At 71.6% G+C, this 11,909-nt stretch carries 12 protein-coding genes and 1 tRNA gene; 11 read left to right on the top strand and 2 right to left on the bottom strand.

Annotated elements, in window-relative coordinates; translation table 11 throughout:
* Positions 1–20: 20 nt before the first annotated feature.
* The 3 genes from JW592_RS02465 to JW592_RS02475 all read left to right on the top strand — a co-directional run bounded on the left by JW592_RS02465 (position 21) and on the right by JW592_RS02475 (position 3,316).
* Entirely contained in the window at positions 21–1,310 is a 1,290-nt protein-coding gene (locus JW592_RS02465; protein ID WP_372446439.1) for a glutamate-5-semialdehyde dehydrogenase, read from the top strand.
* 85 nt (positions 1,311–1,395) lie between these two features.
* On the top strand, positions 1,396–2,061 hold the full coding sequence (locus JW592_RS02470; protein WP_209263178.1) for an SCO2584 family spore wall biosynthesis protein: 666 nt from the start codon (positions 1,396–1,398) through the stop codon (positions 2,059–2,061).
* A gap of 124 nt (positions 2,062–2,185) precedes the next feature.
* On the top strand, positions 2,186–3,316 hold the full coding sequence (locus JW592_RS02475) for an SCO2583 family membrane protein (protein ID WP_209263179.1): 1,131 nt from the start codon (positions 2,186–2,188) through the stop codon (positions 3,314–3,316).
* Here the strand turns inward: JW592_RS02475 and JW592_RS02480 are convergent.
* A complete protein-coding gene (locus tag JW592_RS02480; protein WP_209263180.1) occupies positions 3,270–4,403 on the bottom strand; it encodes a M48 family metallopeptidase in 1,134 nt (377 codons plus the stop codon). The two genes, JW592_RS02475 and JW592_RS02480, sit on opposite strands and share 47 nt — an antisense overlap.
* A gap of 208 nt (positions 4,404–4,611) precedes the next feature.
* Here JW592_RS02480 and JW592_RS02485 point away from each other — a divergent pair, with 208 nt between their 5' ends.
* The 6 genes from JW592_RS02485 to JW592_RS02510 all read left to right on the top strand — a co-directional run bounded on the left by JW592_RS02485 (position 4,612) and on the right by JW592_RS02510 (position 8,595).
* Positions 4,612–4,782, top strand: coding sequence for a hypothetical protein (locus JW592_RS02485; protein WP_209263181.1), 171 nt, complete (start codon positions 4,612–4,614; stop codon positions 4,780–4,782).
* Between the two features lie 36 nt (positions 4,783–4,818).
* The gene (nadD, locus tag JW592_RS02490; protein WP_209263182.1) at positions 4,819–5,454 is read left to right on the top strand and encodes a nicotinate-nucleotide adenylyltransferase; all 636 of its coding nucleotides are present in this window, start codon (positions 4,819–4,821) and stop codon (positions 5,452–5,454) included.
* On the top strand, positions 5,451–7,214 hold the full coding sequence (locus tag JW592_RS02495; protein ID WP_209263183.1) for a LytR C-terminal domain-containing protein: 1,764 nt from the start codon (positions 5,451–5,453) through the stop codon (positions 7,212–7,214). Before nadD ends, JW592_RS02495 begins: the two co-directional genes overlap by 4 nt.
* 63 nt (positions 7,215–7,277) lie before the next feature.
* Positions 7,278–7,742 carry a ribosome silencing factor gene (rsfS, locus tag JW592_RS02500; protein ID WP_209263184.1) on the top strand — a complete coding sequence of 155 codons (465 nt, stop codon included), beginning with the start codon at positions 7,278–7,280 and terminating at the stop codon, positions 7,740–7,742.
* 14 nt (positions 7,743–7,756) lie between these two features.
* Entirely contained in the window at positions 7,757–8,392 is a 636-nt protein-coding gene (locus tag JW592_RS02505; RefSeq protein WP_307805261.1) for a histidine phosphatase family protein, read from the top strand.
* A 130-nt stretch (positions 8,393–8,522) separates the two neighbouring features.
* A tRNA-Ala gene (locus JW592_RS02510) sits at positions 8,523–8,595 on the top strand.
* 54 nt (positions 8,596–8,649) lie between these two features.
* Here the strand turns inward: JW592_RS02510 and JW592_RS02515 are convergent.
* Positions 8,650–9,672, bottom strand: coding sequence for a helix-turn-helix transcriptional regulator (locus tag JW592_RS02515; RefSeq protein ID WP_209263185.1), 1,023 nt, complete (start codon positions 9,670–9,672; stop codon positions 8,650–8,652).
* Positions 9,673–9,984: 312 nt separating this feature from the next.
* On the opposite strand from JW592_RS02515, the gene JW592_RS02520 reads away from it, so the two are divergent.
* Both JW592_RS02520 and JW592_RS02525 read left to right on the top strand, forming a co-directional pair.
* On the top strand, positions 9,985–11,382 hold the full coding sequence (locus tag JW592_RS02520) for an MFS transporter (RefSeq protein WP_307805262.1): 1,398 nt from the start codon (positions 9,985–9,987) through the stop codon (positions 11,380–11,382).
* 288 nt (positions 11,383–11,670) lie between these two features.
* Complete coding sequence (locus JW592_RS02525; RefSeq protein ID WP_019358162.1) at positions 11,671–11,904, top strand: hypothetical protein; 234 nt, start codon at positions 11,671–11,673, stop codon at positions 11,902–11,904.
* The last annotated feature ends 5 nt before the right edge of the window (positions 11,905–11,909 follow it).

Genomic DNA, 11,909 nt, shown 5'->3' on the forward strand with positions numbered 1-11,909 from the left:
CGCCTCGCACCCCGGCTACCATGCGCGCCATGAGCGCATCCGAGACCACGGACACCCCCGTCCGCCAGGCGGCCCGCCGCGCGCGGACTGCGGCAGCCGACCTCGCCCCGGCCCCTCGCACCACCCGCGACAGCGCGCTGCTGGCCATCGCCGAGGCGCTCACGGCCCGCACGGAGGAGATCGTCGCCGCCAACGCCGACGACGTCGCCAAGGCGCGCGCCGCCGGGGTGGCCGAGTCCGTCGTCGACCGGCTCACGCTCACCCCCGAGCGGGTGGCGGCCATCGCCTCGGATGTCCGCGACGTGATCGCGCTGCCCGACCCGGTGGGCGAGGTGCGGCGCGGCTCCACGCTGCCCAACGGGCTGGAGCTGCGCCAGGTGCGGGTGCCGATGGGCGTCGTCGGGATCATCTACGAGGCCCGCCCGAACGTCACGGTCGACGCCGCTGCGCTCTGCCTCAAGTCCGGCAACGCCGTACTGCTGCGTGGCTCGTCCTCCGCGCACGCCTCCAACACGGCGCTGGTCGCCGTGTTGCGGGACGCTGTCGCACAGGCGGGACTCCCGGCGGACGCCGTGCAGTTGGTGCCCGGTGAGAGCCGGGAGAGCGTCACCGAGCTGATGCGCGCCCGCGGCCTGGTGGACGTGCTCATCCCGCGCGGCGGCGCCTCGCTGATCAAGACCGTGGTCGAGCAGTCCACAGTGCCGGTGATCGAGACCGGCACCGGCAACTGCCACGTCTACGTGGACGAGCGCGCCGACATCGACACCGCGCTCGCCATCCTCGTCAACTCCAAGGCGCAGCGCCCCAGCGTCTGCAACGCGGCCGAGACGGTGCTGGTGCACGCGGGGATCGCCGACGCCTTCCTGCCACGCGCCCTCGAAGCCCTCTCCGAGGCCGGTGTGACCGTGCACGGCGACGACGCCTGGCAGACGGTGGCCGGGGCCTCGGCGCGCACCGTGCTGCCGGCCACCGACGAGGACTGGGCGAGCGAGTATCTGTCGTACGACATCGCGGCCGCCGTCGTACCCTCGCTGGACGCGGCCGTCGAGCACATCCGCACCTGGTCCTCCGGGCACACGGAGGCGATCGTCACCACCGACACGGCGGCGGCCCGCCGCTTCACGGCCCTGGTCGACTCCGCCGCCGTCATGGTCAACGCCTCCACCAGGTTCACCGACGGCGCCCAGTTCGGGTTCGGCGCCGAGATCGGCATCTCCACGCAGAAGCTGCACGCGCGCGGTCCCATGGGGCTGCCCGAGCTCACGACCACGAAGTACGTGGTCACCGGGGACGGCCACATCCGCGACTGAGCGCCCGCCGGGTGGGGAGGGGCGGATTTCCGTCCGCTTCCCGCCGGCCCTGCCCAAAACGTCCGCGCAGGTCTACGCTGGTCGCGTGCCGGACGACGTGGGGGGCGGGCCGTTCCCGGACGGTGAGGAGCCCGAGTACCGCGACCACGGGGCAGCGGACGACGAGTTCGCCTCCGTGGTACTCGACGAGGACTTCGTACGTGCCGCCGAGGTCCATGAGCCGACCGCGGCCGAACGGATACTCGCCTCGGCCCAGTCGCACGCGGAGAGCGAGAACCCCCGCGCGCTGGAGGACGGCGTCGGCTACGCGCGCGGCGAGGGCGAGTTCCCGCACGACGAGCTGATCGAAGCGGACGAGGGCTTCGACGACGACCCGGACGACGACGAGGGCCGCTTCGACCGCTCCGAGTACCGCGTGGAGTACGAGGGCGCCTACGGTTTCCCGCCGGAGCTGGACCCGGCCTACGAGCACGGCGCCGACTTCGGCTACGCGTACGGCGCCTACGGCCGCCACGCGCCCTACCGCGACGGCTCGCGCCCCTACCGCGGCCACCGCAGCTGGCAGCGGCCCGTCGCCTGGGTGCTCGCCGTGGTGATGGGGATCGGCATGGTCGCGCTCGCCTTCTCGGCCGTCTACCGCGGCACCTCCAACCAGCGGCAGCAACCCACCCCGCCACCGGCCACCACCGGCGTGGAGCGGAACGGACCGGCAGCGCCGCCCACCGTCTCGGCCCAGCCACCCGGCGGCTGAGCGCGCCCGGGGTTCCCCGCCGCCGGATGGACGGTTCCAGCCGGCGGAACAGACCCTCCCGGTTCCCGCAAGTTGGCCGGGGCCACGCCGTTCGCCTCCGCCCGGTCGGTCCTACCCTGTTGTCATGGCCGGGCGAGCAGATCCTCCCGACGGGACGTCCGACGGCGGTCCCGACGGCGCCAGTGGCGGCGACGACGAATACCGGTCGCTGGTGTTCGACGAGTCGTTCGTCAAGGCTGCGCACCTCCAGGAGTTCTCGGCACAAGAGCGCCTCCAGGACGAGGAGCACGCCGCGGTCCGCGCCCGCCCGGAGGCCGAACGCCACGGCAGGACGGGGCTGGGCTTCTCCCGGCAGGGCCTGGTTCTGGTGCTGCTGATCGCGCTCGCCTTCGGCACCGCCATCTACATGGGCATACGGAATCCGTACCGGTCTCCCGCACGGACCGGCGCGGAGCCCCTGCACAGCGAAACACTTCCGCTGGCACCCACCGCACCGGTGCCCGGCAGCACCCCTGCGGACCTGTTCGAGAACAGCCCCGCCGACCGGTTCGCGACGGGGGCCGATGGAGTGGCGCTGCCACCCGTTCGCAGCAGTGACCACTTCTCCGAGAGCCAGGTGCTGGCAGCGCTGACCATGGCCAAGGAGTACGTGGTGGAGAGCTCGCTCGACCCGAAGGTGCTCACCGGGGGCGCCGTACGGCCGGTGCGGGTTCTGCTGAACCCGCGTCAGCAGAACCAGTTCGACCGCAGCGTCGAGAAGCCGCGCAGCGACGGGCGGCACGCGGCCACGGCCTGGATGGTGCGCTTCGACCGCGACAAGGCGGCGCTCGCCAGTCCCAAGGTACGGGTCGACGGCACGCTCGCGGTCCAGGAGGTCGGCGACGGACTCGAGGTCACCGCCGACCATGTGTTCGTCTACGCCCTGCGCCCGGCCGACGCGGAGAAGGGCGAGGAGGCCCGCAAGAGCGCGTCCCTGTTCTCCGTACGACGGGAGGTGCACTTCCGGTTCGAGCGCGAGGACCTGCGCGAGCGCCAGGTCACCGTGCGGCAGGTCGCCATGCGGGCCGGCCCGATGGACTGCGGCGGGGACTCCGCCGAGGCGCTGACGCCGCTGCTGGCGGGCGAGCGGGCCAAGGAAGCGGGCAAGGCGGGGACCGACCCCTTCGCGCGGGGCAGGTCCGCCGCCTCGGCGTGCGGGCTGCTGGCGGCTAGCGCTCAGCCGAGCCCGGACCATCCTTCCCGCCCGAGCCGTTAGCCCCGCCGTTGCCGCCGTTGCCGCCGTTGCCGCCGTTGCCGCCGTCCTGGCCGCCACCGCTCCGGCCGGCGAAGGTGTCGCGCAGCCTGCCGCCGACGTCGCCCACGCCGCCCGCCAGGTCGCGGACGAAGCCCATCAGCGGGTCCTTGCTGTTGCGCACCGTCTCGGAGTAGTGGCTCGCCGACTCCTTGAACGAGTCCCGTACCGAGGTGTCCTTGTCGTCGGTGCGCTTGGGGTAGTGGCCGTCCATGATCCGCTGGAAGTCGCGGCTGGCCTCCCACTTCTTCAGCTCCGCCGCGCGCACGGTGGTGAACGGGTGGGAACGCGGCAGCACATTCATGATCTTCAGCACCGAGTCGCGCAGATCGCCGCCCGCCTCGTACTCCTCGGCCTGCGCCAGGAAGGCGTCCACGTTCATCTCGTGCAGGTGGTTGCCGCCCGCCAGCTTCATCAGCCCGCGCATCGACGCCTGCAGGTCCTGGCCCACCAGCAGCCCGGCCCGGTCGGCCGACAGCTCCGACTTGCGGAACCACTCGCGCAGCGCCGTCACCAGCGCCATGACCGCGACGTTCCCCAGCGGAATCCAGGCGACCTTGAAGGCCAGGTTGGACAGGAACAGCAGTATCGTCCGGTAGACCGCGTGGCCCGAGAGCGCGTGCCCGACCTCATGGCCGATGACAGCGCGCATCTCCTCCTCGTCCAGGAGCTCGACCAGGCCGGTGGAGAGCACGATGATCGGCTCGTCCATACCGACGCACATCGCGTTGGGCTTCGGGTCCTGGGTGACGTACATCGGCGGGATCTTCTCGAGATCCAGTATGTAACAGGCATCCCGCAGCATCGCGTTGAGATGGGCGAACTGCTGGTCGCTGACCCGCACCGAGTCGGAGAGGAACAACAGCCGCATGCTCCGCTCGGGCAGCAGGCCGCTCAGCGCCTTGACCGCGGTGTCGAAGCCGCTCAGCTTGCGCAGCGCCACCAGGGCCGAGCGATCGGTGGGGTGCTCGTACGCGCGGGACGAGATGCCCTCAAAACGCCGCCTTTCGCGGCCCGGCAGGCGCTCCGTGCCGCCTGTGCCGTCTGTCATGGTGTATCCCCCTCTTCGACTGGGCTGTCCACACTAGAGGGTGGGACGCGGAGCGGGGCCTTCCCGTTGCGTTCCGGATGAGTCGGGGTGAGGTGCCGGAGGGTCCCCGCTTACGATGTGGCTGCGCACTTCCGCGCCGCACCGGTGTGCGGCGTCGGGACGGGTGCACGCCAACTGTCCGCGCCTTCAGGGATAGGTACCGCCGACGATGACTCTGCCCAGCACCGCACACGACGCCCTGCTGACCCTCGCCTCGGGGGGCGAGCACGGTGAAGGCGGTCAGCACGAGAGCCTGAGCCCGTACCTGACCGGTGGCGGTGCGCTCCTCGCGCTCTTCCTGCTGCTGTGGATCACCACCCGGTTCAACCGGGATCGCTGACCCCGGCCGGGATCGCTGAGCGTAAAGTCGTCCCGCATGGGAGAGGACATAGTGCCCGGGACCGGTAAGCGGCGGCTCGGCGTGATGGGCGGGACCTTCGACCCCATCCACCATGGTCACCTGGTGGCCGCGAGCGAGGTGGCGGCGCGTTTCCACCTCGACGAGGTGGTGTTCGTACCGGCCGGGCAGCCGTGGCAGAAGAGCCACAAACATGTCTCGCCCGCCGAGGACCGCTATTTGATGACGGTCATCGCGACGGCGTCGAACCCCCAGTTCTCGGTCAGCCGGATCGACATCGACCGCGGCGGCAAGACGTACACCATCGACACCCTGCGCGAGCTCGCCGAGGCCAATCCGGACACGGATCTGTTCTTCATCACCGGCGCCGACGCGCTCTCGCAGATCCTCAGCTGGCGCAACACCGAAGAACTGTTCTCACTGGCTCACTTCATCGGTGTCACCCGTCCGGGCCACGCGCTGGCCGACCCGGGGCTGCCGCAGGGCGGCGTCTCCCTGGTGGAGGTCCCCGCGCTGGCCATCTCCTCCACGGACTGCCGCGCCCGGGTGGAACGCGGCGATCCGGTCTGGTACCTGGTCCCCGACGGCGTCGTGCGGTACATCAACAAGCGCGCGCTGTACCGGGACGGCACGGAGGGGGATTCGCGAGCGTGAGCGACGGCTACGGATACGACCCGTACGGCCCGCAGCCGGAGATCATCGGCTACGACGAGTACGGTCGGCCCGTATACCGCCGGCCGGAGGCCCCGCAGGAGGGCACGTACGCCGGCCAGGACGCGTACCCGTCCTACGACCCCTATGCCCGGCCCTCTGCCCAGCAGCAGCCCGGGTACGACCCCTACGCGGGCTACCAGGAACAGCAGGGCGCCCACCCCGGCGCGTACGACCCTTACGCGCAGCAGCAGGCAGCGCAGCAGCAGACCGACTGGGCGCCAGGAATGCCCGCGCAGGGCGGGCCGCCGCAGCAGGAGCAGTACGACCCGCAGCAGGACCAGTACGGCCGACAGCAGTACGAGACGGCAGCGCAGCAGTACGCACCTGGCGCGCAGCAGACCGGGCCCGCGGCGCAGCAGCCGTACGGCGAGCAGCCGTACGGGGACCCGGCGGCCGGGGCGCCGTCCGGACCGGCCGCACCCGGTCCCGCGAAGCCGTCCCCCGGCGCGGAGGACGACTACCGCACCGAGCAGTTCTCGTTCGTCGAGGAGAGCACCGACGAGACCGAGGACGTCATCGACTGGCTCAAGTTCACCGAGAGCCGCACCGAGCGCCGCGAGGAGGCCAGGCGCAAGGGCCGCAACCGCGTCGTCGCGCTCGTGGTCGTCCTCGCCCTGCTGCTGGCGGGCGGCGTGGGCTACCTCTGGTACGCGGGGATGCTGCCCGGTACCGGTGACGACGGCGGCAAGGGCGGCGCGGCGGCCGGTGAGCAGCGGGACGTGATCGTGGTGCACCTGCGCAAGCGGGGCGAGGCCAGCTCGACTGCGCTGCTCGTGGACAACGAGGGCGCGGGCCAGGGCTCCACCGTGCTGCTGCCGAACTCGCTGGCCGTCTCCACGGAGGACGGGAAGACGACCACACTGGGCAGGTCCGTCGAGGACCAGGGCGCGGGGCCCACCCGCGACTCCCTGAACACCCTGCTCGGCTCCGGCATCAAGGGAACCTGGCGGCTGGACGCCCCGTTCCTGGAGAACCTGGTGGAACTGGTCGGCGGTATCTCCGTGGACGCCGACACCACCGTGCCGGGCGCCAAGCGCGGCGAAGGGCCGCAGGTCGAGCAGGGCAGCGCGCGGGATCTGGACGGACGTGCCGCTGTCGCCTACTCCACCTACCGCGCCCCTGGCGAGCCGCAGACCAAGCAGCTGGCCCGGTTCGGGCAGGTCATGCAGGCGGTCCTCAAGAAGCTCTCCACCGACGCGGGGGCCGCCACCAAGACCGTCGAGTCCCTCGGGCAGGTCCCCGATCCCTCGCTGTCCGAGTCGCAGCTGGGCGCCTCGCTGGCGAAACTGGCGACCCACGCCGAACAGGGCGACTACCGCACCCGGACGCTGCCCGTGCGCGCCGACGGCACGCTCAGCCCGCAGGTCAGCGAACAGATCGTGAAGAAGATCCTCGGCGGCAGCGTCAAGAACTCCGACCCCGACGCGGCGCCCCGGGTGAGCCTGAAGAACGCCACAGGCAAGCGGGGCCTGTACAACGCCGCCTCCGTCGCGCTGGTCAACGGCGGCTACACCGTCGTCAAGGGCGGCACAGGAGCCGCCCGCACCAGATCGCTGGTGACCTACGCCGAGGCCGGGCAGAAGGCCAGGGCCGAGGAGATCGCCAAGACGCTGGAGCTGCCCGGCAGCGCTGTGCGCAAGGCCAAGGGCGCCGCCAACGCGGACGTCACGGTGGTGCTGGGTGCCGACTACGAGGGCTGAAAATGCCGTGCGCGGCCGTGAGACCCTGGAAGACGAGATGTTTCCGACCCGAAAGCCTTGCCTGTGACCGCCACGGACCGTTCCCTCGAGCTGATCAACACCGCCGCCCAGGCGGCGGCCGACAAGCTCGCGCACGACATCGTCGCCTACGACGTCAGCGACGTGCTCGCCATCACCGACGCCTTCCTGCTCGCCTCGGCGCCCAATGACCGGCAGGTCAAGGGCATCGTCGACGAGATCGAGGAGCGCCTGAACAAGGAGCTGGGCGCCAAGCCCGCCCGCCGCGAGGGCGAGCGGGACGGCCGCTGGGTCCTCCTCGACTACGTCGACATCGTCGTCCACGTCCAGCACAGCGAGGAGCGGGTCTTCTACGCTCTGGAGCGGCTGTGGAAGGACTGCCCCCAGCTGGAGCTGCCCGAGGACGCCAAGGCGACCCACGGCAGGGCCGCCGAGCACGCGAGCGCCGTGGCCGCTGGTGAGGAGCAGGTGCCGGGGACGGCGGACGAGCTGGACGGAGAGCTGCGCTGAACGGCACGGGGGCGGTGAGGAACCGCAAGATCGTTCTCTGGCGGCACGGCCAGACCGCGTGGAACCTCGAACGCCGCTTCCAGGGCTCGACGGACATCCCGCTCACCGAGGCCGGACTCGACCAGGCGCGGCGGGCCGCGCGGCTGCTGGCGGCCCTGCGCCCGGACGCCATCCTCGCCTCTGACCTCCAGCGCACCGCCGCCACGGCAGCCGAGCTGGCGGCCCTCACCGGCCTCGACGTCACCCACGACGAGGGCCTGCGCGAGACGTACGCGGGCGACTGGCAGGGGCTCACCCACGAGGAGATCGTCGCCCGGTACGGCGATCAGTACGCCGCGTGGAAGCGGGGCGAGCCGGTGCGCAGGGGCGGCGGCGAGTTGGAGACCGAGGTCGCGGAGCGGGCAGCCCCTGTGGTGGAGCGCGGCGCGGAGAAGTTGCCGGACGACGGCACCCTCGTCGTTGTCAGCCACGGCGGCACCATCCGCACCACCATCGGACGGCTCATCGGACTGCCGTCGCACACCTGGGAGGCCCTGGGCGGGCTGTCCAACTGCAGTTGGTCGGTCCTGGGCGAGACGGTGCGCGGCTGGCGGCTGCTGGAGCACAACGCGGGCAGCCTGCCCGAGCCGGTGCTCGGCGACGACGACTGAGACCGGCCGGCGGCAGGCGGACGGAGATCGCCGAACGCCGCTGCGGCCGGCCGCGGGCGGGCGGATTTCTCATTCGGCCTGGCCACGCGCTAAGCTGCATCTCGTTCGCGGCGCTCCGGCGCCGGTCCTCGGGGCTATAGCTCAGTTGGTAGAGCGCTTGCATGGCATGCAAGAGGTCAGGAGTTCGATTCTCCTTAGCTCCACGCGGACCTCTCGAATCCCGCCCTCCCACGCGGAGGGCGGGATTTTTTGTCCGCTCACTCCGCCACGGGCTCCCCACCCAGCTCCCGCGCCTTGCGCCGACTCGCGCGCAGCAGCCGCTCCTGTACGAGGGAGAGCGGCTGGGCGTGCTCCCGGCAGCCGATCAACGGGTCCTCCACCTTCCGCAGCCGCGCGAGCAGCTTCTCGGTCTCGTCGTCGTGCGGCACATAGGCCACGATCCGCGTCTCGGGGGCGCCGCTGATCTGCAGCGAGGTCGAGCTGAGCCGAAGCCGGCCCACCGAGGCGTGCTGCACCAGCTTGATCCGCGCACCAGGAGGGGCGACATCCCCGCTGCGCCACAGCCCGGCGAACTCGGCGCTCGCCTCGCACATGCGGCTGATGAACTCCTCCCAGGGCCGCTCGCCGACATGTCTGCCGTAGGTGCCGCGCAGCGTCGCCACCATCAGCGACAGCTCCGCCTCCCGGTTGAGCAGCGCGCAGCAGCACGGCGGCATCGCCACGAACTGCTGCCAGAGCACATTGCGTTCGGGCTGGTCCACCAGATCCAGGACGGGGAAGAGCCGGCGGTAGCCGGAGTTGGCGGCCAGCACGTCGTACCGGCCGTTGTAGACCACGGCCGGCATCGGGTCCATCGCGTCCAGGATGCGGTGCACCTCCGGATCGACGGCCTCGGCGATCCGCTCAGGGGACGGCGGGTGGGGCACCTCTGCCAGGTGGTACAGATGCTCGCGCTCGGCCTGGTCGAGCCGCAGCGTACGTGCCACGGCGTCCAGGACCTGCGCGCTCGCGTTGATCGGGCGCCCCTGCTCCAGCCAGGTGTACCAGGTAACCCCCACCCCGGAGAGCTGGGCCACCTCCTCGCGGCGCAGCCCCGGGGTACGGCGGCGCGGCCCGGGAGGCATCCCGACGTCGGCGGGCGAGACCCGGGCGCGGCGGCTGCGCAGGAACGTGGCCAGTTCGGACCTGCGGCGCCGCCCGCCGGTACGCGGCGTTCCGGCGGCGCTGCGCGCCGCCCGCGGCTCCGCTGCTGTCTCGGCGATGACTGTCACATCCTCCATCGTCCGGCCGCCGCACACCGGCTGCCAGGTGCTGTCAGTACCAGGATCGCCGGGCTCTCGGGATGTCCGGTCCGGCCGGGCCAGGCTCTGCGCATGACCTCTGCTCCTTCGTCCCCGTCTTCGGCTTCTCCGTCTCCTTCGTCCTCGGCTTCTCCGTCTCCGGTCCCGAGTCCTGCCGCGGCTGCCGCCGCAGCCGTCACCGCCGCCGGACGCCGTCCCTTCGCCGGTCGGATTCTCAGTAAAGAGCACGCCACTGACAGCGGCCGGGGTGCTGCCCGCCGCGGCCCCCGCCCCGGCTGGCTGCTCGCCATCGTGCTCACCGGCCAGTTCATGGCGCTGCTGGACACCTTCATCGTCAACGTCGCTGCCCCGGATCTGCGCGCCGACCTGCACGCCTCAGGGGCGGGGCTGCAACTGGTGATCGCCGGCTACACCATCGCCTATGCCGTGCTGCTGATCACCGGGGCCCGGCTGGGCGCGCTGCTGGGCCACAGCAGGGTCTTCCTGGCCGGTCTTGCGCTGTTCATCGCCGCCTCGCTCGCCTGCGGCCTGGCCACCGGAACCGGCCAGCTCATCGCCTTCCGGCTGGCGCAGGGCACGGGCGGCGCGGCCATGCTGCCGCAGGTGCTCAGCCTCATCCAGCGCACCTTCACCGGACAGGCCCGGGGGCGCGCGCTGGGCGCGTACGCCGCCGTGCTCGGCGTCGGCGCGGCGGCGGGCCAGCTGCTGGGCGGGGTGCTGGTCAGCGCCGACCTGTTCGGCTGGGGCTGGCGCCCGGTCTTCCTGATCAACGTTCCGGTGGGCGTCGTACTGCTCGCGCTGGGTCCCTGGCTGATGGGCGCGCGAGGGGAGGCCAGGGGCGGTGCCGACGAGCGCCGGGCACTGGATCTGCCCGGTCTGGCGCTGCTCGGTGCGGTGCTGCTGCTGTTCACCGTTCCGGTGGTGCTCGGCCGGGAGCGGGGCTGGCCGCTGTGGGCCTGGGCGGCTCTGGCGCTGTGCGCCGTGCTCGTACCGGTCTTCGGGCGCTACCAGGTGCTGCTGGCCCGGCGCGGCGGCAGGCCGCTGATCTCCCCGCTGGTGCTGCGGGCGCCGGGCGTAACGCTCGCCGTTGTCCGCATCTTCTGCATGATGGCCGTCAACTCCGGGTTCGTCCTGGTGGTGATGCTGCATCTGCAGACCGGCCTGCGAAAGAGCGCGCTGCTCGCCGGGTTCTCGATGGTGCCGACGGCGGTGCTGTTCGCGGTGGTCGGCACGAACTGGCGGCGGCTGCCGCAGTCCTGGCATCCCCGCCTGTCCTCGGCCGGGTTCCTGATCGCCGCGGCCTCCTTCGGCTGGCTGGGGGCTCTGCTGTCGGACGGTGGCGACGGCGGCGCCTGGCTGTACGTCTGTCAGGCCGCCAGCGGCATCGGGATGTCCCTCGCGTACAACCCGGTTCTCTCCCGCGCCCTGGCCAGTGTCCGACAGAGCGAAGCGGCCGACGCCAGCGGTCTGCTGGTGACCACGGCGCAGCTCGGACTGCTGAGCGGGGTGGCGCTGTTCGGCGCCGTCTTCCTGGAGACCGCAGAGCGCACGGTGCCCTCGGCCGCCACCTCGGCACACGCGCTCACCGTCACCTGCGCGGCGTTGGTCACCGGATCGCTCATCGGCGCCGCGGCGGGACCGTTCAACGGGCTGGCGCGCCGGGCGAGGGGATTGCCGCACGATCGCTGACCGGCCCTTAGTCCAGAGGCCGGAACGTGGCAGAATCGTGACGGCTGGAAGGGGGAAGCCTAGGGGGAAGGGGAGGGACGAGTGCGATGTCGGCGACGGTCCTTGGCTGGGACGGCCCGGCGCCCACGCCCATGTGGCCCCCGCCCCGTGCGGAGCACCCCAGGGAGGCTCCGTGCAATCTGCAGTGCCCGTCCTGCGGTTCGGCGAACGTCGCCCAAGTGCTCGGCGACAATGGAGGAGTGTCCTACGTGTGCACGGCTTGCGGCCACATCTGGAGCTGACTGAGCGATGGGCGCCCACAGCAGGAAGTGCGACTGGTGCGGCAGCGGCACCCCGATCGTCCGGGACATGGAGCCGGTCAACAGTGCCTACCAGTACTGGTGTGAGGACTGCGCTCGGGCGCTGATCATAAAAGGCGACCCGATCGAGACCTACCGTGAGTTGGACGGTGAGCCGATCTACGGCCGCCTGCTGGAGGCCCACTGCACGCTGAAGCGTTTCTACTCCTTCGCGACAGCCTGAACGTC

The organism is Streptomyces spirodelae (assembly GCF_017676385.1).
GTDB classification, from domain to species: domain Bacteria; phylum Actinomycetota; class Actinomycetes; order Streptomycetales; family Streptomycetaceae; genus Streptomyces; species Streptomyces spirodelae.

Excerpts from the sequence above, each read along its gene's own strand:
- JW592_RS02465 (WP_372446439.1), top strand. The coding sequence starts at position 21 with ATGCGCGCCATGAGCGCATCCGAGACCACGGACACCCCCGTCCGCCAG.
- JW592_RS02475 (WP_209263179.1), top strand. The coding sequence starts at position 2,186 with ATGGCCGGGCGAGCAGATCCTCCCGACGGGACGTCCGACGGCGGTCCC.
- JW592_RS02480 (WP_209263180.1), bottom strand. The coding sequence starts at position 4,403 with ATGACAGACGGCACAGGCGGCACGGAGCGCCTGCCGGGCCGCGAAAGG.
- JW592_RS02485 (WP_209263181.1), top strand. The coding sequence starts at position 4,612 with ATGACTCTGCCCAGCACCGCACACGACGCCCTGCTGACCCTCGCCTCG.
- nadD (WP_209263182.1), top strand. The coding sequence starts at position 4,819 with ATGGGAGAGGACATAGTGCCCGGGACCGGTAAGCGGCGGCTCGGCGTG.
- JW592_RS02515 (WP_209263185.1), bottom strand. The coding sequence starts at position 9,672 with ATGGAGGATGTGACAGTCATCGCCGAGACAGCAGCGGAGCCGCGGGCG.
- JW592_RS02525 (WP_019358162.1), top strand. The coding sequence starts at position 11,671 with ATGGGCGCCCACAGCAGGAAGTGCGACTGGTGCGGCAGCGGCACCCCG.